30 protein-coding genes are annotated in these 25,819 nt (G+C 43.6%); 11 read left to right on the forward strand and 19 right to left on the reverse strand.

Going from position 1 to position 25,819, the window contains the following annotated elements; all coding sequences use genetic code 11:
* Positions 1 to 277 precede the first annotated feature (277 nt).
* Positions 278 to 508, reverse strand: coding sequence for a DUF2249 domain-containing protein (locus tag JOC33_RS14510; protein WP_205093358.1), 231 nt, complete (start codon positions 506 to 508; stop codon positions 278 to 280).
* 292 nt (positions 509 to 800) lie between these two features.
* Here JOC33_RS14510 and JOC33_RS14515 point away from each other — a divergent pair, with 292 nt between their 5' ends.
* From JOC33_RS14515 to JOC33_RS14535, 5 genes are all read left to right on the forward strand, one after another.
* Positions 801 to 1,493, forward strand: a complete 693-nt coding sequence (locus JOC33_RS14515; RefSeq protein ID WP_205093269.1) for a Crp/Fnr family transcriptional regulator — start codon at positions 801 to 803, stop codon at positions 1,491 to 1,493.
* A 74-nt stretch (positions 1,494 to 1,567) separates the two neighbouring features.
* Positions 1,568 to 1,813, forward strand: coding sequence for a DUF2249 domain-containing protein (locus tag JOC33_RS14520; protein ID WP_239534221.1), 246 nt, complete (start codon positions 1,568 to 1,570; stop codon positions 1,811 to 1,813).
* Positions 1,813 to 2,028, forward strand: coding sequence for a DUF2249 domain-containing protein (locus JOC33_RS14525; RefSeq protein WP_205093271.1), 216 nt, complete (start codon positions 1,813 to 1,815; stop codon positions 2,026 to 2,028). The genes JOC33_RS14520 and JOC33_RS14525 overlap by 1 nt, the downstream gene beginning before the upstream one ends.
* Before the next feature lie 2 nt (positions 2,029 to 2,030).
* Positions 2,031 to 3,290: a hypothetical protein gene (locus tag JOC33_RS14530; RefSeq protein WP_205093272.1), complete on the forward strand. Its 1,260-nt coding sequence runs from the start codon at positions 2,031 to 2,033 to the stop codon at positions 3,288 to 3,290.
* A gap of 17 nt (positions 3,291 to 3,307) precedes the next feature.
* Entirely contained in the window at positions 3,308 to 3,604 is a 297-nt protein-coding gene (locus JOC33_RS14535) for a metal-sulfur cluster assembly factor (RefSeq protein ID WP_205093273.1), read from the forward strand.
* A gap of 46 nt (positions 3,605 to 3,650) precedes the next feature.
* On the opposite strand, the gene moaD is transcribed toward JOC33_RS14535, so the two are convergent.
* From moaD to JOC33_RS14560, 5 genes are all read right to left on the reverse strand, one after another.
* Positions 3,651 to 3,884 carry a molybdopterin converting factor subunit 1 gene (moaD, locus tag JOC33_RS14540; protein ID WP_205093274.1) on the reverse strand — a complete coding sequence of 78 codons (234 nt, stop codon included), beginning with the start codon at positions 3,882 to 3,884 and terminating at the stop codon, positions 3,651 to 3,653.
* Positions 3,881 to 4,348, reverse strand: coding sequence for a molybdenum cofactor biosynthesis protein MoaE (locus JOC33_RS14545; RefSeq protein ID WP_205093275.1), 468 nt, complete (start codon positions 4,346 to 4,348; stop codon positions 3,881 to 3,883). The genes moaD and JOC33_RS14545 overlap by 4 nt, the downstream gene beginning before the upstream one ends.
* The gene (gene mobB / locus JOC33_RS14550) at positions 4,348 to 4,872 is read right to left on the reverse strand and encodes a molybdopterin-guanine dinucleotide biosynthesis protein B (RefSeq protein ID WP_205093276.1); all 525 of its coding nucleotides are present in this window, start codon (positions 4,870 to 4,872) and stop codon (positions 4,348 to 4,350) included. Before mobB ends, JOC33_RS14545 begins: the two co-directional genes overlap by 1 nt.
* Before the next feature lie 76 nt (positions 4,873 to 4,948).
* A complete protein-coding gene (locus JOC33_RS14555) occupies positions 4,949 to 5,260 on the reverse strand; it encodes an iron-sulfur cluster assembly protein (protein WP_205093277.1) in 312 nt (103 codons plus the stop codon).
* A gap of 74 nt (positions 5,261 to 5,334) precedes the next feature.
* Positions 5,335 to 6,099, reverse strand: a complete 765-nt coding sequence (locus tag JOC33_RS14560) for an alpha/beta fold hydrolase (protein WP_205093278.1) — start codon at positions 6,097 to 6,099, stop codon at positions 5,335 to 5,337.
* Positions 6,100 to 6,278: 179 nt separating this feature from the next.
* Between JOC33_RS14560 and JOC33_RS14565 the strand changes: the two genes are divergently transcribed.
* The 3 genes from JOC33_RS14565 to JOC33_RS14575 all read left to right on the forward strand — a co-directional run bounded on the left by JOC33_RS14565 (position 6,279) and on the right by JOC33_RS14575 (position 7,546).
* Positions 6,279 to 7,109 carry a Cof-type HAD-IIB family hydrolase gene (locus tag JOC33_RS14565; protein ID WP_205093279.1) on the forward strand — a complete coding sequence of 277 codons (831 nt, stop codon included), beginning with the start codon at positions 6,279 to 6,281 and terminating at the stop codon, positions 7,107 to 7,109.
* A gap of 94 nt (positions 7,110 to 7,203) precedes the next feature.
* Positions 7,204 to 7,353 (forward strand): hypothetical protein, encoded by a 150-nt coding sequence (locus JOC33_RS14570; RefSeq protein WP_205093280.1) that lies wholly within the window; start codon positions 7,204 to 7,206, stop codon positions 7,351 to 7,353.
* A gap of 1 nt (position 7,354) precedes the next feature.
* The gene (locus JOC33_RS14575) at positions 7,355 to 7,546 is read left to right on the forward strand and encodes a DUF3813 domain-containing protein (RefSeq protein WP_205093281.1); all 192 of its coding nucleotides are present in this window, start codon (positions 7,355 to 7,357) and stop codon (positions 7,544 to 7,546) included.
* A gap of 66 nt (positions 7,547 to 7,612) precedes the next feature.
* On the opposite strand, the gene JOC33_RS14580 is transcribed toward JOC33_RS14575, so the two are convergent.
* From JOC33_RS14580 to JOC33_RS14590, 3 genes are all read right to left on the reverse strand, one after another.
* Positions 7,613 to 8,245, reverse strand: coding sequence for an SDR family oxidoreductase (locus JOC33_RS14580; protein ID WP_205093282.1), 633 nt, complete (start codon positions 8,243 to 8,245; stop codon positions 7,613 to 7,615).
* Positions 8,246 to 8,366: 121 nt separating this feature from the next.
* A complete protein-coding gene (locus tag JOC33_RS14585; protein WP_205093283.1) occupies positions 8,367 to 8,810 on the reverse strand; it encodes a hypothetical protein in 444 nt (147 codons plus the stop codon).
* Positions 8,811 to 9,638, reverse strand: a complete 828-nt coding sequence (locus JOC33_RS14590) for a DUF2785 domain-containing protein (RefSeq protein WP_205093284.1) — start codon at positions 9,636 to 9,638, stop codon at positions 8,811 to 8,813. It lies immediately after the preceding gene.
* 129 nt (positions 9,639 to 9,767) lie between these two features.
* On the opposite strand from JOC33_RS14590, the gene JOC33_RS14595 reads away from it, so the two are divergent.
* Positions 9,768 to 10,031 carry a NifU N-terminal domain-containing protein gene (locus JOC33_RS14595; RefSeq protein WP_205093285.1) on the forward strand — a complete coding sequence of 88 codons (264 nt, stop codon included), beginning with the start codon at positions 9,768 to 9,770 and terminating at the stop codon, positions 10,029 to 10,031.
* A 102-nt stretch (positions 10,032 to 10,133) separates the two neighbouring features.
* Here JOC33_RS14595 and JOC33_RS14600 read toward each other — a convergent pair whose 3' ends face one another.
* Positions 10,134 to 11,033 (reverse strand): BsuPI-related putative proteinase inhibitor, encoded by a 900-nt coding sequence (locus JOC33_RS14600; protein WP_205093286.1) that lies wholly within the window; start codon positions 11,031 to 11,033, stop codon positions 10,134 to 10,136.
* Between the two features lie 63 nt (positions 11,034 to 11,096).
* Positions 11,097 to 11,945 (reverse strand): YitT family protein, encoded by an 849-nt coding sequence (locus JOC33_RS14605; protein WP_205093287.1) that lies wholly within the window; start codon positions 11,943 to 11,945, stop codon positions 11,097 to 11,099.
* 211 nt (positions 11,946 to 12,156) lie between these two features.
* Here JOC33_RS14605 and JOC33_RS14610 point away from each other — a divergent pair, with 211 nt between their 5' ends.
* On the forward strand, positions 12,157 to 13,017 hold the full coding sequence (locus tag JOC33_RS14610; RefSeq protein ID WP_205093288.1) for a DegV family protein: 861 nt from the start codon (positions 12,157 to 12,159) through the stop codon (positions 13,015 to 13,017).
* Positions 13,018 to 13,274: 257 nt separating this feature from the next.
* Entirely contained in the window at positions 13,275 to 14,174 is a 900-nt protein-coding gene (locus tag JOC33_RS14615; protein ID WP_205093289.1) for a DUF4349 domain-containing protein, read from the forward strand.
* A 232-nt stretch (positions 14,175 to 14,406) separates the two neighbouring features.
* Here the strand turns inward: JOC33_RS14615 and JOC33_RS14620 are convergent, their stop codons facing one another.
* From JOC33_RS14620 to JOC33_RS14655, 8 genes are all read right to left on the reverse strand, one after another.
* Positions 14,407 to 15,273 carry a GNAT family N-acetyltransferase gene (locus JOC33_RS14620; RefSeq protein WP_205093290.1) on the reverse strand — a complete coding sequence of 289 codons (867 nt, stop codon included), beginning with the start codon at positions 15,271 to 15,273 and terminating at the stop codon, positions 14,407 to 14,409.
* 37 nt (positions 15,274 to 15,310) lie between these two features.
* Positions 15,311 to 15,766: a hypothetical protein gene (locus tag JOC33_RS14625; RefSeq protein WP_205093291.1), complete on the reverse strand. Its 456-nt coding sequence runs from the start codon at positions 15,764 to 15,766 to the stop codon at positions 15,311 to 15,313.
* A gap of 1,085 nt (positions 15,767 to 16,851) precedes the next feature.
* Positions 16,852 to 19,137, reverse strand: coding sequence for a glycoside hydrolase family 65 protein (locus tag JOC33_RS14630; protein WP_205093292.1), 2,286 nt, complete (start codon positions 19,135 to 19,137; stop codon positions 16,852 to 16,854).
* 109 nt (positions 19,138 to 19,246) lie between these two features.
* Positions 19,247 to 20,275 carry a LacI family DNA-binding transcriptional regulator gene (locus JOC33_RS14635; RefSeq protein WP_205093293.1) on the reverse strand — a complete coding sequence of 343 codons (1,029 nt, stop codon included), beginning with the start codon at positions 20,273 to 20,275 and terminating at the stop codon, positions 19,247 to 19,249.
* 146 nt (positions 20,276 to 20,421) lie between these two features.
* Positions 20,422 to 21,975: an alpha-amylase family glycosyl hydrolase gene (locus JOC33_RS14640; protein WP_205093294.1), complete on the reverse strand. Its 1,554-nt coding sequence runs from the start codon at positions 21,973 to 21,975 to the stop codon at positions 20,422 to 20,424.
* Positions 21,976 to 22,017: 42 nt separating this feature from the next.
* Positions 22,018 to 22,860 (reverse strand): sugar ABC transporter permease, encoded by an 843-nt coding sequence (locus JOC33_RS14645; RefSeq protein WP_205093359.1) that lies wholly within the window; start codon positions 22,858 to 22,860, stop codon positions 22,018 to 22,020.
* A 5-nt stretch (positions 22,861 to 22,865) separates the two neighbouring features.
* A complete protein-coding gene (locus JOC33_RS14650) occupies positions 22,866 to 24,155 on the reverse strand; it encodes a sugar ABC transporter permease (protein WP_205093295.1) in 1,290 nt (429 codons plus the stop codon).
* Positions 24,156 to 24,236: 81 nt separating this feature from the next.
* Positions 24,237 to 25,526 (reverse strand): extracellular solute-binding protein, encoded by a 1,290-nt coding sequence (locus tag JOC33_RS14655; protein WP_205093296.1) that lies wholly within the window; start codon positions 25,524 to 25,526, stop codon positions 24,237 to 24,239.
* Positions 25,527 to 25,819: the final 293 nt, after the last annotated feature.

Below are 25,819 nucleotides of genomic sequence, written 5' to 3' on the forward strand. Positions count from 1 at the left end.
GCAAGCATAAATGGAGGCTGGGCGAGCGTTATTTCTGTACGGAACGAGCGTATTCATGCGTTGGCGAGCTTAATTAAGTGCTGAATGAGCATATTACAATCAGCAAAAGCTTATCTTCCAGGCATTAGAAAACTTGGCTTGTCGCCAAGTCCTTATGGCTGAAGCCTTCGTTTTACTTATACTTTAATCCTTTAACAAAATTAAACTTCTTAAAGTGAAAAAATGACGCATCCTGAAACCGGCCATTACAGGCTTCATCAGAATGCGTCCTTATCAGTCATCTTTTAGTGATTGCCACTCTCCAAATATCCGGCCCTTCTTCTAAGTAACTCCACTCGAACTTTCCTTCCCGTTCCATCATGAATTGATAATGAAGCGGGCGTGGATCGTGGTCATTGGTCAGCTCCAGTGTTTCACCATCTTCCAGGTTGTCGAAAGTATCGAAAATCCGTGGATGTCTGATTTTCGGCTCGATATCCGGTGCATTAATTTTTGCCTTAAACGTCATTTCCTTCATTTTTATTTCCTAGTTATTTTTTTCTATTGATAGCAGCTCAAGGGAATAGCAACACGTTCTTTTCTCAAGAAACTATGCTGGTTCACTTCCCCTTTGTCTAACTGGGTATTATCGTACCGTTATTTCGACATCCATGGTGTGAGGGGAAGCATGCGACACCTGTGATTTTAATCACTGATTATTTAATGGTTTACTTTTAAAAGTGTTCAAAATTATCTATCTGTCATACAGGTTATAGATGCTACACTATAAAGAGATTAAAAGTGAAAGGATGATCAGGGAAATGGCGTTCCATTCTACCCAGCAGTTATTACAGAATGTTCCGTTATTCAAAGATTTGACTGATACCGAGATGGAGCCGGTGATTGAGCTGGCCAAATCTCGTGTTTACCGCTCCGGCACACATGTTTTCATGCAAGGAGACCCGCTCACGAACGTATATTTTATCAGCCAGGGCAGAGTGAAGATCTATAAGACAGACTTCCACGGGAGAGAACAGATTGTTAATGTGCTTCAGCCAGGAGATATGTTTCCCCACCAAGGTTTTTTCCGGAAAGATGAGTGTCCCGCGCACGCAGAAATTTTAGACGAAGCCACACTGATTTATATTCCAATCCCATCTTTTGAGCAATTCCTTATCAATCATCCGGAGATCTCCGTCAAGATGTTCAAAGTTCTCGGAGATAAAATCGTTGATTTGCAGAACCGACTGGAGGAACAGATTCTTCATAACACTTACGAGCAAATCATTATGCTGCTTCTCCGTCTCGGTAAGCTTTACGGAATAGAAGAAAAAAATGACTGGATCAAGCTTCAGACCCATTTTACAAACCGGGAACTTGCGAACATGATCGGCTCAAGCCGTGAAACGGTAAGCAGGACACTGACACAGCTAAAAAAGAAAAAGCTTGTGTATACCGATACGGATGGTTATTTCAAAATCCATCCAGATGCTTTAGAAGAAGAATTATTTTAAACCGTGATTTGCATCACATCACAGCTAATTGAAAATGATTATCATAGGGGTATACCAAATAAGAGGTGATGTTGATGAAAATTCCAACATCTTTTGTGGAATTGGATGTACGGGAAGATTTGAAGCTTAAGAAGGAGCCCTTTCAAAAAATCATGGCTGCTGTATCTGGCCTTAAAAAAGGGGAAGCGCTTATACTTCATGCTCCGTTCAAGCCTGTACCCCTGTTTAAGGTACTGGACAAAAAAGGTTTCGATCATGAGGCTGAAAACATAGCCCCAAAACACTGGCGGGTTGTTTTCACAAAAAGGCAGGGAGAATAATGTTACTTGATAACAGAGGCCTCCAGCCTCCGCAGCCGATGATGAGGACACTAACAGCCCTGGAAGAGTTGGAGACCGGAGATCAGCTGGTCATTATCAATGACCGGAGACCCATGTTTTTGTTTGCCGAGCTGGATGAACTCGGGCATCATTATGAAACGCAGGAACAAAGTGACGGCAGTTTCCGAATCACAATCAGGAAATCTGGTGGATAACAATGATACCTGCCTTGAACCAACCAGCAGCAAACCAAAAAACTGAAACGAACATCAAACTTCCATTATCCTTCATTATGTTTGGACTGGGGTCGTTTGTCATCTCGCAAATCATCCTGTTTCTGAACAGTGATTCATTAACAAATGGTGTATTCCGTATGCCGGACATTTGGATGGCCGCCCACTTCCTGCTGCTTGGCTGGGCAGTCATGGTTGTAATGGGAGCAATGTATCAGCTTGTTCCAGTCGCTTTTTTAACAGCTATCTGGAATGAAACATTCGGATTCGTCCAATTCTTCTTAACAGCAGCGGGGGTCCTGTTCCTTTCCTTGTCACTGTCCTTTTTTCCGGCATATGCCATGATCGGCGGTGGGCTGGCTGTCCTTGGCGTCATCATGTTTTTATTCCAGATGCTGATGACCCTAACCCGCCAGAAACAGAAAAATATCATGAGCTGGTTCGTCGGGAGCGCCCTCATTAGCCTGCTGCTAACCATCATTGCCGGATTCGGATTGACTTGGAGCATGAAGTATGGCTTCAGCTATCATAATCATTTACTTCAGACACATTTGCTGTTTGGATTGACAGGCTGGTTCACTCTGCTGATTTTCGGTTTTTCCTATAAGATGGTACCAATGTTCAGTCTTTCCCATGGTTTTGAAATGAAATGGGCAAAAAAAGCTTTCGTTACATATTGCGGCGGGCTGGTACTTCTGCTGGTATCTGTATGGCTCGAAATGCCTGCCGGGCTTATTAGCGCCTGGGGGCTGATGTTTGCAGGGTTTACATTTTTCGTTTTAGACATGAAGGAAATTCTGCAGAAAAGGATTAAAAAAAAGCTGGATCGTCCCTTCCTATTTTCATTAATTGCCATCGGCTTCGGCTGGTTACTTCATTTTGCTGCATTCGGATTAAGCCTGTTCCAAGTAGAAGACAGCAGAATCTGGAGCTGGGGAATTTATCTTTATATCATGATCTGGATCATTTTCAGCATCATGGGATATCTGTATAAAATTGTGCCCTTCCTCTGGTGGACGCATAAATATTCCGGACATGTCGGTAAAAAGGACGTGCCGGTTCTGAAGGATATGATTCAGGAAAAGTGGGGCTCCACCCTGTTTATTTCCTTGACCATCGGTGTGCTTGGATTAACATCCGCCTCGTTATTACACGTACCTGCACTGGTCTGGGGATTTCAAGGGATTATATCTGTTACATCACTTTGCTATGTGTCATCGATTATCCGTGTTTTGACCCGGTAATGAAAGGAGGAAGAAAAATGGAGTTAGTTAAAAGGGTGGAGGAAGCATTATACCAGGTCATTGACCCAGAGCTTGGCATCAACATCGTTGATCTCGGTCTGGTGTATGATATTCATGTCAGCCAGAACAATGATGTACACGTCAAAATGACGCTGACCACACCTGGTTGTCCATTGCACGACAGTATCGTCGGGGGAGCGGAAACGATGATCTATGGAATAGATGAAGTCAATGATGTCAAAGTAGACCTGGTCTGGCATCCAGCATGGTCACCGGACAAAATGAGTGCCCATGCCAAGCAAATGCTGATGTAACAAAACGTGCCAGCCACCTTCTTGGCGGCTGGCACTTTTTTATAGTTTATCCCCCGCTTACCGGAGGGATAAAAGCGACGATATCTCCCTGTTCAATGAGACGGTCGTTAGCTGCGAATTCTTCATTGATCGCCACCATTGCTGTCTTGAAATCCTCTAATTGGTACTCTTGAAGCAGCTGCTCCCTCAGATCTTTGACACTGCCCTTTGAAAAATCAAGCTCGATTGCTTCTTCGCCTGTCTTTTCCTGTAAACCTGCAAAGAGTAAAATTTTTGTCATAGCTGATCACTCTCCTCGGGATACCCTTTCGGATATGCCTTTGTTTCTTTTTGGTCTCCGATCCATTCTTCCCCATCTTCCCAATGTTCTTTTTTCCAGATCGGTACAATTTCCTTGATTCGTTCAATTGCATACCTGCTTGCATCGTAGGAATCTGCACGGTGTGGTGTCGAAACGGCGATGACCACGGCAATATCCTTTATATCCAAATGTCCGATACGGTGAGAAATAGCAGTCTCAGCATCAGGCCATTTCTCTTTGATCTCCTCTCCAATTTGGGCGAGCTTTTTTTCAGCCATAGGAACATAAGCCTGATATTCAAGATACAGCGTGCGTTTTCCCTTGGTGAATTCCCGGACTGTACCGATGAAGGTGTTTATAGCACCTGCTTCTCTTCGGCTGACGATATCCACGACCTCAGGAATGGAAATCGGCGTTTCTGTAATCCAAAACCGCTTGCTCATCAGGAGCCTCCTTCTTCCAACAGCAGTCTCATGAGTTCCGAAAGCTGCTGTCGCCATTTATTGATATGAAAAATTGGAACATCCGCAGTGACATTTTCCCAGGCGATAACAGCCCTTACGTTCGATAAAGAGGAAGCCAGTTCCATTTCTTTTTCATTTTTTATTAGCACAATTTTAGGATAGTCGTATTTTTTAAACCCTTCCATGATTACTAAATCCGGTGTGAATATTTCATAAATATCCAACAGGCGTTCAAGCGGAAGTGACTCGATTTCGTTGAACTCCAGCTGTATTGCTCCTCCGCCTTCCACACCTGATAAAAATGCACCTGCCTGTTTATGACGGCTGCTGTCTGTGATTGTATGGACGGGGGTAAGCGCGGTGCTGTGCCCATGGTGTTTCAGGGAAGCAACACGTATGCCCTGACTGGAAGCATAATTGATCAGCTCTGCGGTGACTGTCGTTTTTCCGGAATTTTTATAGCCGACAACCTGGATGATGGGAAAATCATAATTCCCTGCCATGGACTCCCCCCTTTATGTTTTACAGGCAGTAAAAGGAAAAAGACTCTGCCTCATACGGGCAGAGTCTGCTTGTCCATCAATCTGGAATTCCAAGAGCAATTTTAGCGTAACGGCTCATCTTGTCTTTTGTCCAAGGCGGGTTCCAAACGATGTTGACGTTTGCCTCTTTCACTTCTGGGATATCAGACAATACCCGTTTGACATCTTGTTCGATTACTCCAGCAAGCGGGCAGCCCATCGCTGTCAAAGTCATGGTTACGGTAGCTACTCCCTCATCATCGATATCAACCCCGTAAACAAGACCAAGGTTGACGATATCTATGCCAAGCTCAGGATCGATGACATTTTCCAGAGCGCCCATCAAGTTTTCTTCAAGTGCTTTATCCACAATGCTTCCCCCTTCAATTTTGTTCAATTTCATTATAAACAAAAACCCTGTGTGTTTAAAATGATATAAATCACTTATACGTGTTTTTCCAACCAATTGACCAGCTCTAAAATGGCGAATCTGCTGACTTTGTGGTCCCTTCCCACTTCTCTTAAAAATCGGATGTTCTCAGGATTTTTATAATGGCTGATCACTTCATTATAAAATTCGTAGGAATGATCAAATGGGACGACAGGATCCGCATCTCCATGCCAAAAGAATATAGGACGTCCCTGTAATTTGTCTGGCTGCATGGACAGATCGATATCTGTCAGGGACTTCATCAGCTCGTTGATTTGCTTTTCCTCTATCGGCAATTCCACTCCCATCTGCCTGACATCTGCGATCATTTTTTCCGCAAATGCCAACGGCTTCGGGGAACCCATCATCACGGCAGCAATATCAATCCACGGATACTTTGTCAGGGCAGCAGCAGTTGTTATACCTCCCATGCTTGTACCACTGACGATGAATTTTTCTCCTTTAACCAAGTCTTTTGAATCCATTTCTTCTTTGATGTCTGCAAGTTCAGTAAGGTTCGATTTAACAATTTCCCAAAATTTAAACTGCAGATCCTGATGGGATTGGTCGATTTCTCTTTCTCCGTGATAATTACTGTCCGGTAATATTACCCGGAACCCTTTTCTGGCCATCAGGTAAGCCTGTGGCAGATTATGTTCTTTAGCAGATGTGAAGCCATGGAAATATGTAACAACAGGAAGCTTGTCATCATATCTCTCTGTTTCGACGACATGTAAAACCGGAATTTCTCTTATAGTTTCACGATAAACCGTTACCATTATTCCTGTTCCCTTCTTTATTAAAAACTTTACTTGCGGTTAAAAAAATCCTAATATTGACAATATATAATTAAAGCGTAACACTCATTCTCCCACTTGAAAAGCAATGGATATGGGAATGCAATCATTTGCAAAAACATACAGATAATATACACTTAGAAGCAGACGAGGTGAATAATATGAACAAACAACAGCATTTAATCGCTTTGGATTTAGACGGCACATTGCTTACGGATGAAAAAGTGATCAGTGAACGTACGAAACGAACTGTCCTGAAAGCAATAGAAGAAGGACACATCGTGGTTATTGCTACCGGCAGGCCACATCGGGCAAGTATTGACTTTTACCATGAATTGGGTTTGGATACACCGATGGTCAATTTCAATGGTGCTTTAATCCACCACCCGACAGACCATAAGTGGGATGCCCTTCACTCTCCGCTTCCTATACGTACAGCGAGAAAAATCATCGAATCCTGCTATGAGCTGGAAGTGAAAAACATGCTTGCGGAAATCATGGATGACGTGTATCTGGACCAGTATGATCAGGAAGTGATGGAAATATTCCATACCCATGACAATCATCCTGTGACGATCGGCGACTTACAGACCCATTTAAAAGAGGATCCTACCTCTTTATTGATTTACCCGCACGAAGACCAGGTAAAAGAGCTTAGACAGGAATTGGACGATAATCATGCCGAGCTGATTGAGCATCGAAAATGGGGTGCTCCTTGGCACGTAATCGAAATCGTCCGTGCCGGGATGAATAAAGCAGTAGGTCTTGATAAGATCGCTCGCTATTATCATATCCCGAAAGACAGGATTATTGCGTTTGGTGATGAAGATAATGATCTCGAAATGATCGAATTTGCAGGAGTTGGTGTTGCCATGCAAAATAGCATCGACCAATTGAAAAGTGTCGCAAAGCATATCACCCATTCCAATATGGATGACGGCATTGGGAACTTCCTTGAGGATTACTTGAAGCTTAATGTAAAAGCCATTTAATCCAATATTTGATAGCGGATAGGTTTCCCTCTTTAAGCCATACTAAGCTTGAACGTTGATACGTTCAGGCTTTTTTTATTCGGGAGGTCTTTATATGACTAAAAAAAGCAAATCGAAACGGTTTGTACAGCAAGGTTCTGATGCTGTGAAGAAGCATGATGAACAGTTTCCTTACCGCGAAAGATTTTCAGACGTGGAAAGAAAACGCGAGGAATCTGACAGACACACTGTAGGAGGTTTTTAGGTTGGAAAATAACCTTTTTCAAAATGCTAAAAATGCCGTCAACCGCTTCACCAACGCTCGCGGGGCGAACCGTCAGCGCGAAAAAGAGGCTGCCAGACAGGTGATTCAATCTGCTTATAATAATTGTTCACCTGAAGAACAGCAACAGCTGCAGCAGCTGGAACAACAGCTAGAACGCCATAACCAGGCCTAGCATCATCTCCGAAACAAATACACCCCGGAGCTTCCATTATCAGGAGGCTCCGGGGTATTTATCTGTTTATAAGCTTTTCAAAGCTTCTTCAATCTGAGTATCGCCTTCCAGCATTTCAAAGGTCTTGCGATACGTGTTCTGCTCTTCGAGGCAGGCAATCATCGTTTTCGCGACATCTGAACGGGATACGGAACCGCGGTCGAGTGTCTCCGCAACCTTTATCTTGCTTGTCCCTGGTTCATTCGTCAATGCACCGGGGCGCACAATGGTATAATCAAGTTCCGTGTTTCTGAGGAAAGCGTCGGCTTCCCCTTTCATTTTCAAATAGTATTCGAGCTTTTCTGGTCCTTGCTCCGGGTTGTCAGCTTTCATTGCGCTGAGCATGATGAATTTTTTGGCACCGAATTTTTCCGTAGCCTTTATCAAATTGATCGCACCGTCACGATCTACATCCTTTGTTTTTTCAGGTGGGGTTTTGGAACCGGACCCGGCAGCAAAGATCACTGCATCCATCCCTTTGACTGCATGACCCACATCACCTTCAAGGTCAGCTAAGACGGGAATGCCGCCGAGCTTTTCCATCTCTTGCTTCTGTTCTTCCTTCCGAACCATTGCATAGGCTTCATAGCCTGCTGCGTCAAGATTCTGCACCAATAGTCTCCCAGTATGCCCATTTGCTCCTGCTACCAAAACTTTCATCACAATCTACTCCTTCCATTCAAAATCTCTTCCATCATTTGTCTATCCTTATCCTAACTAATTCAAACATAACGAGACACACTGATCCTTTGCAAACATCTTGCTTGCTCTTTCATTTACCCTACAGGGAATTGTAATCATCGGCTTTTTTAAGAAGAGCCGCGTATACCACATGCCCGGCCAGCCACAATAACAGGGCTGTCCAATCGTGGACAGAGGAAGTTTCCTTTTCAGCATGAAGAGTCAGGGGAAAGTAAGTGGCAGCAGCAAGTGCAGCGAATCCGAGCGACAGCAGCCATTTGTGCAAATGGTCATCCAGGCAGCAATAAAGAATCAGCCATGCATATAGAATCCCTATTGCCCAGGAAATAACCATATGGAACAGCCACTCTATAAAGACTGGCCATTCCACTTTCCCAATTACCGGCAGAAAATCGACATTCAATAACAAGGTATATACTTTCTTCCCAGTTACAGTCTCACTGAGCCATAAAAAGGCACCCAAACCAACACCAGAGACACTCCCTGCCCAAAATCCTCTCCAAAGGACAGTAAATCCTTTCACTTAGTAAGCTTCCTCTTTTCTTAACGTTCGTAAGAGGCGTTCCAGCACAAGTGTCAGCTGACGGTGATCACCGTAAAGGGAACGAAAGTACATCGACCGGAGCAGGTGTTTACAATTATTGATAATGATGTCCTCTTTTGGATCATCCCAGCTTTCCCGTTTATGCAGCAAGGTTTCCAGCCATTCCACTTTCTCGTTTTCTTCTATTTTTTCAAACATTTTCATGATCGCCGTAACCATCCGTTCTTCTTCATCGTGAAGGTACGGACTATCAATCAGGAACTGTTCACGGATGACAGGGAGCATGTCTTTAACCTCTGTGACGGTGATTTCTTCACAATCCACAACCGCTGCCACGGCATCTGCAGCGTGGGCTATCGCGTGAGCCCAGCCTTTGCCAGGTATATAACCACGGTGGTCCCTTTCCTGCTGGAGGTATCGTTTTAGATCGCTCCAAATCTGATGGATCTCTTTAGTCGTCAAAAATGGTTCTAATTTGTGCTGTTCCATGATCGGCGGCAATAAAAGCATGGAATAACTGCGCTTAAACACAGCATCTTCTTCCTGGGAGGAAAAATGGATCCGGTAGAATAAATAATTTTTATTTAAAATCGACTTAAGAATATTACGCATCTGTTCGTGATTATAATATTTCCGTTCTATGAAGGTAGTAAAAATGTTGTGGATCAGTCCGTTACGAAGCTCCGGGTCGGTCGATCCAATCCGCTGCAGCATCATGGTCGTCAAATCTGGAAGACTGTAGGAATCGTGGATCTCATAATTCTTATCTTTGACACCCTGCAGCGTACCGATGATTCTTTCTTCCATTTCTATACCTCCTGTAAATGACCTTTTTTTGTATCATACTCCATTAAAGGTCGTTTTGTTAGAATAGATTGTTTGTTTACGAAAGAATTTTTGCTAAAATAAGATTAGATGTATGGAGGAGGTTTTAGCATGAGTGTAAGAGCAGAAGCAACACCTAACCCTAACGCGATGAAATTCACCACTGACTCAATGGTTTTCAAAGGTGACGGAAGTGTATCCGTAATGGCTGGACAAACCAGCGAGCATGAAATCCTGAACGATCTGATGGAACTGGATGGTGTCGATAATGTCTTCGGCTTCCAGAATTTCATTACTGTCAATAAAACATTCGACGCCGACTGGGAAGCATTGACGCCCAAGGTAAATGAAGTTTTTGAAAAGCATGGTTATTAAAACAGAGGCAGCAAAAGCGTAAGCGCAGTCCGTTGAAATGTTTCAAAAATCACTGAATACCCAAAAAGGGAATGTGCCTTGTGCACATTCCCTTTTACTTTGTCAGTTAATCTGTTCGAGCGGAATATAATTTACATTCACAGGTTTTCCAGTCTTAGCACTTTGCTGGAACAAGGTTAGCGTAATCGTTCCATTTTGAGGCAGCTGCTCCTGAGTCAAATCGATATTGATGGTGAATTCGGACCATGCAGGTGCACCTTCATCAACCTGGTATGTTGTATTATCGACCAGCAGGTTGTGGCCATCTTCCACGTTATACATGAAGTTTCCTTCAAAAACCCGGGCTTCGCCGGTGACAGTGTAATGCCCGTTACTGCCGCTTACTTTGATATTGCGGAATGCTTCTCCATCACCGAGCGTATTTTCTCCTTCGCTAGGCGATTCCGTCTTTTCGGAAACAGTAAATTGTTTGGTTATCTTATATGGCTTCGCTTCAATCGGCATGTCATTGATGGAAGCGAGCTGCATGGTGACTTCCGCTGTGTACTCGCCTGGCTTCTTCTCTCCTTCCCAGGTTTCTGTGAAAGACAGCGACTCTCCTGGCTTTAGCTGTTTCTCTTCAAGTGCCTGGGTGAACATTTTTCCCTCTGAGAAAACGTAAACAGTCCCGCCATCCTGATCACGGACGATAATTTCATATTTTTGGCCGGATGTGAAACCAAGCTTATATGGCTTGTCCCCGGTATTTTTCAAACTGAAATCAAATATGACTTTCTGGTCCGATTGGCTGACCTCTACGTTAAATACCAGCTGTTCTATCGCTTTTTTAATGTCCACTTCTGTACTTGCCGTTTCGGAATCCTTCTCTTTCTTCATTTCTTCCTCTTTCACTTCTTCCTCCGCTCCTTCATCTCCGGAGTTTCCCTGGCTTTCCTTGTCCGAACACGCTGCAAGCATGAGCAAGACGACGATTGCCATGAAGCCTATCCATCTCCTTTTCATGATGACACATCCTTTTTTCTCGTTTACCTTTATTGTCGATTATAATGCATAATTGTTACAAAATCAGTCATCTTTTCTAAAAAATCCAAATATTCCCGTCGTCTGCACAATATTTGTGAACGCCTGAGGGTCGACTTCATGGATGATATTCTGTAAATCGTATAGTTCATACCTTGTTATGACCATTACCAGCATGTTCTTATCCTGCTGAGTGAACGCCCCACGTGCAGGCAATGTGGTGATGCCACGTACCATTTTCGCATGAATCGCTTTTTCCAGCTCTGCAGCCTTAGTTGTAATAATCATTGCTGTCAACTTCTCATGGCGAGTATGGATGGCATCAATCACACGGGTAGTCACGTATAACGTTAACAAGGTATACAAGGCGTTTTCCGGTTCATACAAAATGCCGGCGAGAGCGATGATGACACTATTGATAACTAAAAAGTAAATCCCGATTGGCCTGTCCTTCATCCGGGACAGAATCATAGCAATAATATCCAGACCACCGGTGGAGGCACCCCATTTTAATGTCAGCCCGACACCGAATCCGCCAAGTACCCCGCCAAACACGGCATTCAGGATTATATCCGGTGAAAGCTGGACAGCAGGTACGATTTCAAGGAATATTGTCGTAAACAGGACAGAAAGCGCGCTGTAAACAGTAAACCCTTTACCGACTTTCAACCAGCCAAGTATGGCGACAGGTATGTTTAGAACAAATAAAATAAGACCAGTACTAAGACCAGGTATCCCGAGGAAATCCCTGAAGATACTCGATAAGAGCTGTGCCACTCCGGTAAAACCGCTGGCATAGACATTCGCTTCAATTAAGAACATATTCAGGGCAAGGGAATTTAGAATAGCTCCGAATATGACGACGACAATTCGCTTTGCTTCGAAATAAAACATGGCTGCCTCCTTTATATAAACAACATTTCATTTATCTCATTATAAAATCACTAACCTTTTTTTATCACTCCTTAAACCTAAAAATCAAGCTGTAATTATATATAAACGTTTTCAACTATCATCCCTTTAAAAGATGAAATATTTTGACAGTATTCAAGGATACGAATAAACTTGAATGAGATAAGCTAATCCCAGTAAAGAAGGTGATAGGATGACAGTCCAAATTCTGTGTGACTCGGCAAGTGACCTGTCTCAAGAGCACGTAAAAGAATATGATCTGGAAATGGTTCCCCTACAAGTAACACTGAATGGCGAAGATTATTTAGACGGAAAGACCATCACCCCTAAAAAGGTATACGATGCCATGCGTGAAGGGGCAGCACCGAAAACCTCCCAGGCGTCCCCTCAGGCATTCAGAGATGTATTCGTCAAGTACGCGGAGGCCGGACAGCCGTGCATTTATTTTGCTATTTCTTCTGAACTGTCAGGGACCTATCAGACTGCAAAAATGATGGAAGATGAAGTCAAAAGCAATTATCCTGACTTTCAGCTGCACGTGATTGACACCAAATGCGCGTCACTCGGCTATGGACTGATAGTTCTTCGTGCCGCAGAGCTGGCTCACAAGGGGGCTACCGTGGAAGAAATCCTTGAAATCGGCAGCTATCATGCAGAACATATGGAACATATCTTCACCGTTGATGATTTGGAATACTTATACCGCGGCGGCCGTGTAAGCAAAACGGCAGCTTTTGTGGGAACATTATTAAAAATCAAGCCTCTTTTACATGTAGAAGACGGTAAATTGGTTCCTCTTGAAAAAATCCGCGGATCAAAGAAAGTACTGAAGCGGATGATAGAACTCATGAAAGAGCGCGGGGAAGATTTAGCTGGTCAACATGTCGCCATCAGTCACGGCGACGACCTGGAAGCTGCCGAACAGCTCGCTGCCATGGTCCGAGAGGAATTTGGGACAAAAACAGTCCATATCGAAATGGTCGGCTCCGCAATTGGCGCTCATTCCGGCCCCGGCACGCTCGCCTTATTCTTCCTGAATAAACCTTACCGTTAAACCTCATCAAATCATACGTAAAACTGGTTCCAGTCTGGAGCCAGTTTTTTTCTCACTTTAAGAAAGTTTAACTTTGTTAAAGGATGAAAGTATAAGTAAAACGAAGGCTTTCGCCATAAGGACTTGGCGACAAGCCAAGTTTTTCTGCTCTGCTTATAACCTTCCCTTTTCTCTTATTAAATACCAACTATTATCATCAGCATCTTGTAACATTTTTGTCACACAAAACGACTATCCTATAAAAGGGGGTATCACTTATGGAAAAATTGAAATATTTATTTGTTATGGGGCTGTTCTGTATCTGTTTCACTGCAGCCTGCAGCAATCAAAACGATTCAGCAGGTGAAAGCGCTGATATGGCTCAGTTGAGTGAGGAAAATAAACGCACGGTTGCAACAGAAGACAGCAGCGGTCTGTCGGAAGCTTCTGCTCCAGAATCAAAAGAGCTTGTGGCAAGCGTGCAAAATCAAATGATCATATACAATGCGCATATCTCACTTGAGACGAACGATTATGACAAGTTTTATCAAACGCTTACGAAAAACTCCGCCAATAAGAATGCTTATATTGTCGAAGAAAATATTCATAAGCGGGAAGAAGGTCAACGTAGCGCCCATATCAAATTACGTATTCCACAGGGCAACTTTCAGGCTTTCATAGACAGTCTGAAAAGCTATAGTGACAAAATAATATCACGGGAAGTATCCGGCCGTGATGTTACAGAGGAATATGTCGACCTTGAATCCCGGCTTACTGCCAAGAAAAAAGTGGAAGAAAGATTGCTTGAGTTCATGGATGGCGCAAAAAAGACCGAGGACCTGATTCGTATTTCACGGGATCTAGAAAGAGTCCAGGCAGAAATTGAAACGATACTCGGCAAAATGAAGTACTTAGAAAACCAAAGTGAATTTTCCACGATCACTTTATCAATTGAAGAAACGAAAGTAACCGTTCCTTCCTTGAATGAAGGCGGATTAAATACTTGGGAAAAGACCAAGCAGGCATTCGTCCAATCATTAAACGGGCTGACCCAGTTTGTCTCCTGGGTGACAGTCGCGGTTATTGGCTATTCCCCTATTCTTATTCTTGCTGCGATTCCATTTATCTGGTGGTTCATTCGCAGGAGGATGCGCCGAAAAGCAGGCGATATCGCTTAAAGAATGTTTGTAGATATCTGGTATACGTCATGAAGGAAAACGAGGATATTCAGACAGTAACAATACGTTAGGTTAACACCTATTTAGCATAGCCAAAACCATTTCCTCCATGGGAAAAGCACGTGCCGAAGTTTCTAAGAAAAGCAATCTGTGTCTTCTAAGGAGCTGAGGCCGTGCCCGTGGAAATAGAAGGTTATTGACGATGCTGCTATTGCAGTCGATTATTGGACAGTCAAACAGGTTTTGTGAAGAGTTTTCTGCGGTAATAACCTGTCGCACTCACTTCGATGAAGCCAAGTTTCCTATATAACTCGTATGCCCGATGATTACTGCTGTTCACTTCCAACGTAATGTGTTTTCCTTTAAATGTACTGGCTTCTTTTAACAAATGCTCCATCAAACCTTTCCCATACCCCTCCCCACGGAACTCAGGTAAAATACATACACCATAAATGGATATGGAGCGACCGACAACAAATGCGCCCATTCCGATAGGAGAACCATTTAAATAGCAAAGGAAATGGTGATGATTGTCTTTTTCAATGGATGTGTTGATAAAGCTCATCGAATCAGCAAATGAGAGACCGAAAGAACGTTCTTGTATTTCGGCTAGAATATTTGTTTTACTCTTATCAACTGGATGTATTGCCAGCCTCTTATCCTTTGAAAATACCTGGCGGCCATTCCATTCCATCTTATATTCTGTGAATTGATAAGATGCACCCTTTTTAGAAACAACAGCATTACCTGCAGAGGACTGTGCATTCACGACGTATAACAAAGATGGAATGCAATGTTGCCGCCATGTCTTTAACACCATTTCTTCAAGCTCATTAAAGCTGCCTTTCCTGCGAAAATCCGGGTGAGTGATCGCCATCAATTCAATCTCTTTGTTAGTAGGTACAAACAGACACATCACACCCACAAGACGTTTTCCCTCGTACTTCGTAAAAACCCATGGCAAGGATTTATCAAAATTCAAATTATCGCTGATATACATTTCACTGTGAAAATGATCATGATTTTTAACGATTTCTTCCAGGCCCTTAATATCCCTGTTAGTATACTCATCAATGTTTACATGACATGTCGTTTTCATCCATATTCCCCCGCTGCCCTGCAGATTCTTGGAAATTCTAGCCGGCTTTGCTATAGGTCTCTTCATGTTGTTTAAATTCGTGCCAATAATACTGTTTAGCTTCCCATTTCTTTTTTCCCCTCCGGTAACCGGCAATAAGGGCAATCATAGCTAGTATAATAGGGAAGATGTCAGTAAAACCACTGACAAGGAATACAGGAAGAAGGTTTCCTGTGAAGTTTTCGACTGCTTCCCGTATTTGAAATACTTGCTTACGTTCAGCCCACCGGTTTTCCCACATCTCCCAGAGCTCCTCATTGCTCTTTTTGCTCATTCGAGTGGCGTGAACGAAACTGCCATAAGATGCAAGTGCTGCTAAGTAAAGAATTATTGGCACTTCATTAGAGAAAGATTTGATAATGCTGATCAGGACAACCATCGCTAAAAATAAATACCAGTTGTTTTCGCTATCTTTTACCCTGATTCTCCTCTGGTCGATACTTTCATTTTCCATCTTAATTCATGACCCCCAAACAGAGCTGCCACGCCCCCTTACATTTAATTACAATTATTCCAAAATTGGGACAGTTCTGCAATAGAATTGTGCGCAAAAGCTAGAGCCCCTCGGCCATCCTTTTATGCTCAAGTCTAAAGGTGTCGTTAATGCCTGTTGTTGATTATTATGTATCGCTTTCCGGTGGATGCTTGCCAGGTTACAGATTTTCTCTACCCCTCTGGGTTAAGCTAGTTGGAGGAGAATTCTCGGGTTTGACCTGCGGGGCCTCGTCAGCCATACCTCTCCCGTAAGAGTCTCCTCGTTTCCCCGCCCAAATTGGCAATCAACAATGCGAAGGTCTTCTTTTTTTACATATTAGAAAAACTTGGCTTGTCGCCAAGTCCTTATGGCGAAAGCCTTCGTTTTACTTATACTTTAATCCTTTAACAAAGGTAAACTTTCTTAAAGTACGAAAAAAACCACCAAGAAAAATCAACTTCTCGTGGCTTTTTTATTCAATGAGGCCTTTTGGGAAAGCCCTTTTTTTGTTAAACCTCTGTTGATTCCACAATGAGCGTTCGGTGGTGACGCCTGCGGGAACAGCACGAGCTGAAGATCCACTTGGTCAAGTGACTTTCTTGACCAAAGTTAGCTGAAGCCGTGCCCGCGGCAAGCATCCACCGACAAGCGGTTTGTATAAACCAACAGGAATCTTTAACAAATCCTTTTCGATTAGAAAAGACTATTGCAGTGGCGATTGCAAGGTTTTGTGCTTTTTTAGTGTACAAGAAAAGAAAAAATGACTTCTTTTAAGTCAAAGAAATCATTGTAACAATAGTTGAAGTTTATAAACGGTAATACCATTGCCGTTTCCACAATGAGCGTTCGGTGGTGACGCCTGCGAGAACAGCACGAGCTGAAGATCCACTTGGTCAAGTGACTTTCTTGACCAATTTAGCTGAAGCCGTGCCCGCGGCAAGCATCCACCGACAAGCGATTTTTAAACCAACAGGAATCTTTAACAAATCCTTTAGATCGAAAAGGTCTTCTTTAGTAGACTCGTGAATTTCATGAGAAAAGCACGGTCGTTCGTCCGATATTTGCTATACCTCAATTTTCCCTGCTTCGGGTATGTCGATCAACTGTCCATCGAGAGACAAAGTAAACCTTTCTCCTTTTTCCTGTGTAATCGTCACATGTTGATGGTCGACATGGACATTGACCAAATGTCCCCGAAAATTTAACTTAAAGGCATAATTATCCCACGCTTTTGGAATGAACGGCTTCAAATGCAGCTCCCCCTTTTTCACCCGCATGCCAGCAAATCCATGGACAATTGCCAGCCAGGATCCAGCCATACTGGTGATATGGAGTCCATCCTCCGTATCGTTGTTATAATTGTCAAGGTCGAGTCTTGCCGTACGCAAGTACATTTCGTATGCTTTTTCTTCATACCCGATCTCCGCAGCGAGAACTGCATGGACGCATGGGGACAGGGATGATTCATGGACTGTCATAGGCTCATAAAAATCGAAGTTCCGTTTCTTTTCATCTAATGTGAATCGGTGGTTCAAAAAGTACATGCTCTGCAACACGTCGGCCTGTTTGATGAAGCAGGAGCGTAATATTCTGTCCCACGACCAATTCTGGTTTAACGGCAGCTCCTTTGGATCGAGATCAGAAACATGCATCAGGTCTTTATCAAGAAAACCATCCTGCTGTAAATAGACCCCTAACTGCTTATCACTGGGATAGTACATATGAGTAATGATATCTTTCCAATGTTCAAAATCATCGTCCGTGAGTCCGAGCTCATTTTTCAGCTCGATAAAACGCTTCTGATGGTTTCTTTCCAAATATAAAGCAGCTGTCAGCGTATACTCTAATGTCCACGAAGCCATCCGGTTCGTATGCCAGTTGTTATTGACGTTATTTTCATATTCATTGGGCCCGGTGACTCCTAAAATCATATACTTCCCTTTACGTGGGTTGAAGTTGACTCTGCTTGCCCAGAATTTGCTTATTTCCGCGAGTACTTCAAACCCATAGTCTGCAAGGTAAGATGCATCCCCGGTATAATTGATGTAATTCCAGATAGCATGGGCGATTGCGCCATTCCGGTGGATTTCTTCGAAGGTGATCTCCCATTCATTATGGGACTCTTCCCCATCCATCGTCACCATCGGGTAAAGTGCGCCTTTCAGCCCTAACTTAGCGGCATTTTCATTTGCTTTATCTAAATGGCGGTAACGATATATTAATAGATTACGAGCGATCGATTCATCAGCTGTGCTCAAGTAAAATGGCAGGCAATACGCTTCTGTGTCCCAGTAGGTGCTTCCACCGTATTTTTCTCCCGTAAAGCCTTTCGGACCGATATTGAGGAGTGGGTCTTCTCCAGTGTAAGTATTATACAGTTGAAAAATATTATACCGTATACCTTGCTGGGCAGATACGTCTCCACCAATCGAAACGTCTGCATGCTGCCAGCGCTTTTCCCACGCTTCCATTTGCTGTTTGAACAAGCCGGTAAACCCTTCATCCGCTGCTTTGGCTACACGACTTTTCGCTTCCTCTAAAAGAGAGTTTCTATTATAGTCCCTGCTCGTAACCACCGATACAAATTTATAAAAGGTAATTTTGTTCCCCGGTTTGATGGCGGCGGAGACATGATGCCCGACATGTTCTTCCTCATTTACCACCTTTCCTTGCCGAATGCCTTCCCCTATCAATTTCGTTTGCATGGCAGCTGTTACATCAAATTCTGTTTTTCTCGTCCTCATCGTCAAAGCTGCATGTTCAAATGCATATTCATGATGGACAGGCATCCAGAAATCTTCGTCGTAGTTGGCATCTTCATTGCGAACATCCCCATCTAAATAAGGCTCGAAGGAAATCCTGCCTTCAAAATCTGTTGACTTAACTTCATATTTGACACCTATAATGGAGGAGTCAACAATTGAGAAAAATCGAGTCACCTTGCCCTCGATATGTTTTCCTGATGGGCTGACGGCAGTAAACTCCCGATAAAGATATCCGTGTTTCATATGGAGCTCCCGCCGGAACGCCGTCACCTTCCACGTATGCAGATCTAATTCTTCCTCGTCCAAATAAACCCGAATTCCTGTCACTTCAGGAGCATTCAACACTTTCGCGTAATATTCCGGATAACCGTTTTTCCACCATCCGACCCTTGTCTTATCAGGATAATAGATGCCACCTATATAAGTGCCGAGATGGGTATCTCCAGAATATGTTTCTTCAAAATTTCCGCGCATCCCCATCTTTCCGTTACCGATACTGAACAGACTCTCTGATAATCGGTTGTCCTCTGGATAAAGCTGGTTTTCTGTAATTTTCCATTCATTTACCTCAGTAATTTTTTTCAATATATCCACCTCTCCCTTTGAATTCACTTTAAGCGCAAACGTTTGCACCCATCCGTAAAAATTTTTCATCCCCTGACAGGAGCAGAGCCGGCTTCCGGCTCTCGTCGCTTCAGGTTTGTTCTCGTTTTGCCGCAGAAGAGCGGTACTTGATCTTAAAAGGGACAATGATCCGTTTGGCGGGCTCACTACTGTCTTTCACCTTCTCCACCAGGCACTTACATGCATGAACACCAAGCTCATAAATATTGATGTCTACAGTGGTAAGTGGCGGCCTGGTGATTTCTGCCAGGTAAACATCATTAAAGCTGACAATAGAAATGTCTTCTGGTACATATAATCCGAATTCCTCCAGCATATTTACTACTCCAAGGCTCATCAGGTCATCGGCAATAACAAGCCCGGTCGGTGGTTGAGATAGCTTGAACAGTTCATGGACTGCTTTTCTTCCCCCTGATTTCAAAAATTCGGTGTGGACCAGATATTCCTCTTGGATTGGTAACCCCGCCTGTTGGAGTGCTGACTGATAGCCGGATAGCCGGTCGAGAGTGACGGCAAGATCCTTGGATCCCCCAATAAATCCAATTCGTGAATGACCGAGACTGATTAAATGTCCGGTAATTTCCTTTGCTGCCTGGACATTATCATTATCGACATGGCTGATACTGTCCATGTTTTCACTCGGCTTTCCGATGATGACGAACGGAAACTCTTTTTCATACAGAAACTCGGTCACTCGATCACGTAACCGGGAGTAAAGCAGAATGACACCATCGACCCTGTTGCCATATACCATCCGTTTGACTGCTTCGAGGATGGTGTCCTCCGAATCACCAGTAGACAATAGTAAAGAATATTCCAGATCGTGCGCTATATTACTTATTCCCCTTAATACTTCAGGGAAAAACGGATTTTGTAATGCTTTATCAGCACTGGAGGGCATGACCACCCCAATCGTCTGAGTTGAACTGCTGACAAGACTCCTTGCATTGACATTGGGGTGGTAGCCTAGGTCCTTCATTGCTTTTCGGACACGTTTCTTCGTAGCTGGACTGATTCTCGGGTTATCCGCTAACACCCGCGAAACGGTTGATGGGGCAACTCCAGCCGATTTGGCTACATCTTTGATAGTAACTCCCATGATACTCACCTTCTATTTCGGGATAAATGATAGATACGATGTATTTAAACGTTTGTTGATGAGAGGGGGCTATGAAAATAGGAACAGGAGAAATACCTCGCCCACTCTGTCTTTGTTAACAGTGTAGTCTTATTCAGGGAAATTATCTATACATTTTCCTGTGCTTCTATTCGTTTACTTTTCCTACTCAAATAAATGATGCCGACGACAAATGCTGCAAACACACCGCCAATCAGTGAGATTAGTAACCAGTTGAAACCTGTGTCTTCTTCCATCACATATATCTCCGCCTGCTCCCGGTTCATTGCGATTTTATAAGTGCCTGTATCAACTTCACGGACCAGATCGTCTGTTAAAACGCCGCGCAGCTGTTTGTTTTCTTCCAATCCTGACACTTCAAAAACTCTCGTTTCTGTGTCATTGTTAATGACGATTACGACTGTCTCACCTTCGTAGCTCCGACTGTAAGCAGCTAGTCCATCTTTACTGTACAGTTCCTTATAGTCACCCTTTGTCAGGGCAGGGAACTCTTTTCTCAGGGCCGTTAACTGCTGGATCCATTTCTCCAGCGTGTCATCTCCTGATTTGAAATTCATCAGCCGGCGATTATCCGGATCCTTGCCTCCATCTAATGGAACCTCCGTCCCATAATAAGTGATCGGAATTTCCGGAGCAGTAAATTGATAAGCCAGGGCAAGTTTCCATCTAGTTACCGGATTTTGTTTATTCTTAAGGGCCTTTCTTGTAAACCGGACATTATCGTGATTATCGATAAAAGAAGCAAGCATGGCCGGCTGTTCAAAAAAGGTTTTATTCGCCTCCCAGACATCATATAGTCTGGACAGATCATTGCCTGCTTCTTGAAAAGACTGATTGATCACTTCATATAAAGGATAGTCGACAAAAGAATCAATTCCTGTCTCTTCATAGCTGGCGATTTTTTTCGTATTGTCGTACCACACTTCTCCCAGCAGGAAAAAGTCTGGGTCGACGCTTTTGACATGATCATTAAAATCAGCCCAGAACTCTTTAGGTACATGCTTGACCGTATCCAGACGGAATCCATCCACCCCTGTTTCTTTAATCCAATATTCCGCTGCATCAAATAAATATTGTTTCACTTCTTCGTTTTCCGTGTTCAGATCCGGCAGTCCAGCCAGCCACGCATTCTCAAGCACGGAAGGACTTTCTCCCATCATTCTTTTTTCTTCATGAAACCAGTCCTTTTTCTCAGGGTCCTCCAGCCACGGGTGATTATAACCCGTATGGTTGACTACAAAATCAAACAATACCTTCATATCACGTTTATGAGCTTCCTCGACGAGACGCTTGGCATCCTCCATCGTTCCGAAGTGCTCTTCCACTTTCATGAAATCTTTCACCCAGTACCCATGGTAGCCCTTTGGTCCATTATCCATAATCGGTGTAATCCAAATAGCTGTGTAACCAAGGTCCTTTATGTAATCGAGCTTTTGAATGATTCCTTCCAGATCTCCGCCGTGATAGGCTTTGGGGTCTTCCCGGTCAACTTCATAGTCATTTTCATAATTTCCGTTAAAAAAACGGTCAACCATGATGAAATAAATCATTTCATCTTTCCATCCATCTTCTTTTTCATCAGCTCCTAAAGCAGTAATAGGAAAAGAACAAAAAAGAAGAAACGGAATGATGAACAGAGATAATAGTGCTCTAAGTCTCATTTCCGCTCCTCCTCGATCAGTATTAAATCTACATTCCTATTATTACCCTTTCGTAGCCCCTGATGTCAATCCGGAAATCAGGTAACGCTGGAGCAATAAGAACACGAGAGCGATCGGTACAGCAATCAGGATAGCCCCAGCAGAAAATCTCGTGAAATTATTCGAGAATTGATCGTTGATAAAATTGAACAGTCCAAGCGCCAATGTATATTTCTCCGGACTTGTCAAAACGATCCTCGGCAAAAGGAAGTCCATGAACGGTGCCATGAAATTGAACAAAGCAACGACGGCAAGAATCGGTTTGGCAAGGGGAAGCATGATCGTCCAGAAAATTTTCAAATGGCCCGCTCCGTCAATTTTGGCAGCTTCGTCCAGTTCTTTCGGAATAGTATCGAAGTACCCTTTGACCAGCCAGGCATTGAAAGGTATTTGCCCGCCAAGGTAAATCAGGGTCAAACCGACAAGGGAGTCGATGAGCCCGATAGTACTGAGTAAAATATACAATGCTACCATTCCCATCAATGCCGGAAACATTTGCAGCAGCAAAAATGTATACAGCCCATACTTTTTCCCGATGAAATGGTAGCGTGAGAAAGCATAAGCAATTAACGATGTCAAAACAACCGAACCGGTGGCATTGGCAAATGCGACCATCAGGCTATTCTTATACCAGATGACATAATCACTTCCCGGGTCCGTAAACAGCCACAGATAGTGTTCAAGCGTCGGGTTGTCTGGAATCATTTTTGTGACGAGCATGTTCGTCCCGGGATTGATACTCATCATGATTGTCCATAGAAGCGGGTAGGCAATCACCACAAACATCACCGCAAGGAAAAGATATATCAACGTTACTTCGATTTTTGATTTTGTTTTCGCATTCATAGCCATCAGTAACGTCCCTCCTCTTTAAAGGCTGCCGTTCTCCTGAATTGGAAAAATGCAAAGATCGAAACCATCAATCCCATGATGATCGTAATCGCAGCTGCCATATTATAGTTGTTCGTTTCAAAGGTCAGCTTGTATACCCAGGAAATAAGAATATCGGTCCCGCCGGCAGACTGTCCCCTGACGGCCGGTTCCCCCTGGTTGAACAAATAGATGATATTGAAGTTATTGAAGTTACCTGCATACTGCATGATCAAAAGCGGTGCGGTCGCATACAGAATATGGGGCAATGTAATGAATCTGAATTTCTGCAGTCTGGTTCCCCCGTCCACATCTGCCGCTTCATACATATCGGCAGGAACACTTTGCAGCACTCCTGTAAACAATGCGAAGACAAACGGGAAACCAAGCCATGTCTGGATCATGATCAGTGCAACTTTTGCCCAGAATGGATCCGACAGCCACGGAATCATCATGCCAAATTGACTTAGAACATCCCGGTTGATGGCACCAAAGGTCGGGTTGAATAATGCAGAGAAGATCAATATCGAAACAAACGCCGGAACTGCCCAAGGCAGAATCAGGACCGTACGGATCATGCGTTTGAATTTGATGCGTTTATCATTGACGAGCAAAGCAAGAAATAGACCTAACGCAATCTGCAGCGTGGTAGCGACAACCGTCCAGACGATGGTCCACGTAAATACATTGAAGAAGGTATCCTGCCAGATTTCCACATTCACCAGGTTTACGAAATTCTCAAAACCGACCCAGTCCAACAATTTACGGGGTGGAGAATTGTACTGGTCGTAGTTGGTAAATGCGAGTGAAATCATAAAGGCAAGGGGTAGTACCACGATGAAAATCAGCATCAGCAAGCCGGGCAGTATCATGAAATAAGGAAAACCCCTATCATAGAAATCCTGCATAGCACGGAAAAGTCCTGGGTTCGGTTTTCCATGTTCTCTTGCGATTGCATCCCGCCTTGCATCCTTCACATTAAAAAGGTAAATGGCAATTCCAAACACCAGGATAATTACAGAAATGAATCCCTGAATCAATAGTTGGATGGAATGATGTTCTCTTGGTATGGTTCCCAGTGTGAACAATCCCCAGATTCCAATATCAATATAATCCCAGAAGGTCACCAAAAACGAAACAGCAATGACAAACAGCAGGAGCCCCTTTCCAAATCTACGGTTGTAGATCTGGCCGAGTCCCGGAACAAGTATAGATAATAATGTGGCAATGTTACGGGGCTTCTTCAGTGTTTGTCTATCATCCTTTGCCATACGAATTTCCTCCCCTATGTAGATAAAAGGGAGATGGAAGGCACCAAGGCCTTCCACCCTCCCGTCTGTGTTCTATTATGATTATTGGGCACCAGAAGCCGCGATGTTATCCTTGATGATTTGTACGGCTTCATTCAAAACTGGCTCGACCGGTTCCCCTTTGGAAATAAATTGCAGCGCATTGTTGATCGGTTCCCAGACCTGCTGCATAGCAGGTATGCCAGGCATAGGCTCACCATAGGTCGCCTGTTCTGCAAATGCTGACATGATTTCATCGTCAGCAATCGCCGCATTTTCGATGGAATCTTTTCGGGCTGGCATTTCACCGGCCATTTCGTAATAAGTCATGGCGTTTTCACTATTAGTGATGTACCCCATCAAATCTTCTGCCCATTCTTTGTTTTTAGAGTAATAGGAAAGCATATAGGACTTTACACCGACAAAAGATTTCGGATGTTCTCCGTTATCGAGTAGCGGGAGTGGAACAGCGGCCAGATCCTCACCCAGTGCATCCTGGTATTCGCGCACCATCCAAGGTCCGTTGATAACCGTCGACACCTTCCCTTCCTTGAACAGTCCGTTCATAATATCCCCAGTCAAGTCCTGTGGAATATAGCCTTTTTCAAACCAGGATTGAATCATTTTTCCACCCTCGACAGCACCTTCATTATTCAGACCGATATCGTTGATGTCATACGTTCCATCTTCCTTTGCAAACACATAGGCGCCATTACCAGAAAAGAACGGATAGGTGTAATAGAAATTCGCTGCCTCCATCAAAAATCCGTACTTGTCTTCCCCCGCCTTTGTGTCACGTTCTGCAATAGCCATCAAATCATCCATCGTTTCCGGCTTTTCTTTGACCAATGATTTGTTATAGAAAAAGGCGTAGGTTTCCGTAACAGCTGGGTATCCCCACACATCTCCATCGTATGTAACAGCTTCCACAGCAGTTTCTGTGTACTCACTTTTCTTATCACCAAGGCTTACTGGATCAATCAACCCTTGCAGTACCAGGTCGCCAATTCTGTCGTGCGGCTGGAAAATGATATCCGGTCCATTACCACTTGGTCCTTCAACCGCCAGCTTCTCGACCTGATCCAGCATTGAAATCGGAATGATTTCTACTTCTATCCCTTTTTCCTCCGTATATTTATCTGTGATTGACTTCAAGGCTGCTTCCCGCTTTTCTTCAGCATTCATCCAGATCGTCAGTTTCTCTGGTTTTTCAGGCATTTCGCCATCCGCTGCTCCAGATTCATCCCCACCTGCATCACTACTTGCCTCCTGTTCCGTTTTATCCGGTCCACAAGCAGCAAGTACTCCCACCAGTAACAGGGCTGTAAACAACAAGCCTAACCATTTTTTCATATGATTGACCTCCCATAAATTTTTCCGTTGCTTTTGTAATCGCTCCCAAAATCCAATTTGCGAAAACGATTGCACAACAGTTGTCTTTTATTATACATTTCCGGATATAATTTGCAACACTATTTTGATATTTTTGTCGAAAGCACCATAAACATTGACAATCCAATACTTTTTCATCTCAATTATTGCAGTTTACGACATAAATTCCTATTGACTTTACCGCCTGTTATCGCTACCTTTAGAATAGTAATAAACGCGGATAATTTACTGATTTGCGCAAACGATTGTACTGA

The organism is Thalassobacillus pellis, assembly GCF_016908295.1.
Taxonomy (GTDB): Bacteria; Bacillota; Bacilli; order Bacillales; family Halobacillaceae; genus Thalassobacillus; species Thalassobacillus pellis.

Excerpts from the sequence above, each read along its gene's own strand:
- moaD (WP_205093274.1), bottom strand. The coding sequence starts at position 3,884 with ATGACAAAAATTTTACTCTTTGCAGGTTTACAGGAAAAGACAGGCGAA.
- JOC33_RS14605 (WP_205093287.1), bottom strand. The coding sequence starts at position 11,945 with ATGTTTTATTTCGAAGCAAAGCGAATTGTCGTCGTCATATTCGGAGCT.
- JOC33_RS14535 (WP_205093273.1), top strand. The coding sequence starts at position 3,308 with ATGGAGTTAGTTAAAAGGGTGGAGGAAGCATTATACCAGGTCATTGAC.
- JOC33_RS14655 (WP_205093296.1), bottom strand. The coding sequence starts at position 25,526 with ATGAAAAAATGGTTAGGCTTGTTGTTTACAGCCCTGTTACTGGTGGGA.
- JOC33_RS14560 (WP_205093278.1), bottom strand. The coding sequence starts at position 6,099 with ATGGTAACGGTTTATCGTGAAACTATAAGAGAAATTCCGGTTTTACAT.
- JOC33_RS14620 (WP_205093290.1), bottom strand. The coding sequence starts at position 15,273 with ATGAAAACGACATGTCATGTAAACATTGATGAGTATACTAACAGGGAT.
- JOC33_RS14515 (WP_205093269.1), top strand. The coding sequence starts at position 801 with ATGGCGTTCCATTCTACCCAGCAGTTATTACAGAATGTTCCGTTATTC.
- JOC33_RS14510 (WP_205093358.1), bottom strand. The coding sequence starts at position 508 with ATGACGTTTAAGGCAAAAATTAATGCACCGGATATCGAGCCGAAAATC.
- JOC33_RS14600 (WP_205093286.1), bottom strand. The coding sequence starts at position 11,033 with ATGAAAAGGAGATGGATAGGCTTCATGGCAATCGTCGTCTTGCTCATG.
- mobB (WP_205093276.1), bottom strand. The coding sequence starts at position 4,872 with ATGGCAGGGAATTATGATTTTCCCATCATCCAGGTTGTCGGCTATAAA.
- JOC33_RS14645 (WP_205093359.1), bottom strand. The coding sequence starts at position 22,860 with ATGAATGCGAAAACAAAATCAAAAATCGAAGTAACGTTGATATATCTT.
- JOC33_RS14590 (WP_205093284.1), bottom strand. The coding sequence starts at position 9,638 with ATGGAAGAAAGAATCATCGGTACGCTGCAGGGTGTCAAAGATAAGAAT.
- JOC33_RS14650 (WP_205093295.1), bottom strand. The coding sequence starts at position 24,155 with ATGGCAAAGGATGATAGACAAACACTGAAGAAGCCCCGTAACATTGCC.
- JOC33_RS14565 (WP_205093279.1), top strand. The coding sequence starts at position 6,279 with ATGAACAAACAACAGCATTTAATCGCTTTGGATTTAGACGGCACATTG.
- JOC33_RS14525 (WP_205093271.1), top strand. The coding sequence starts at position 1,813 with ATGTTACTTGATAACAGAGGCCTCCAGCCTCCGCAGCCGATGATGAGG.
- JOC33_RS14580 (WP_205093282.1), bottom strand. The coding sequence starts at position 8,245 with ATGAAAGTTTTGGTAGCAGGAGCAAATGGGCATACTGGGAGACTATTG.
- JOC33_RS14615 (WP_205093289.1), top strand. The coding sequence starts at position 13,275 with ATGGAAAAATTGAAATATTTATTTGTTATGGGGCTGTTCTGTATCTGT.
- JOC33_RS14625 (WP_205093291.1), bottom strand. The coding sequence starts at position 15,766 with ATGGAAAATGAAAGTATCGACCAGAGGAGAATCAGGGTAAAAGATAGC.
- JOC33_RS14520 (WP_239534221.1), top strand. The coding sequence starts at position 1,568 with ATGAAAATTCCAACATCTTTTGTGGAATTGGATGTACGGGAAGATTTG.
- JOC33_RS14640 (WP_205093294.1), bottom strand. The coding sequence starts at position 21,975 with ATGAGACTTAGAGCACTATTATCTCTGTTCATCATTCCGTTTCTTCTT.
- JOC33_RS14530 (WP_205093272.1), top strand. The coding sequence starts at position 2,031 with ATGATACCTGCCTTGAACCAACCAGCAGCAAACCAAAAAACTGAAACG.
- JOC33_RS14595 (WP_205093285.1), top strand. The coding sequence starts at position 9,768 with ATGAGTGTAAGAGCAGAAGCAACACCTAACCCTAACGCGATGAAATTC.
- JOC33_RS14610 (WP_205093288.1), top strand. The coding sequence starts at position 12,157 with ATGACAGTCCAAATTCTGTGTGACTCGGCAAGTGACCTGTCTCAAGAG.
- JOC33_RS14570 (WP_205093280.1), top strand. The coding sequence starts at position 7,204 with ATGACTAAAAAAAGCAAATCGAAACGGTTTGTACAGCAAGGTTCTGAT.
- JOC33_RS14635 (WP_205093293.1), bottom strand. The coding sequence starts at position 20,275 with ATGGGAGTTACTATCAAAGATGTAGCCAAATCGGCTGGAGTTGCCCCA.
- JOC33_RS14545 (WP_205093275.1), bottom strand. The coding sequence starts at position 4,348 with ATGAGCAAGCGGTTTTGGATTACAGAAACGCCGATTTCCATTCCTGAG.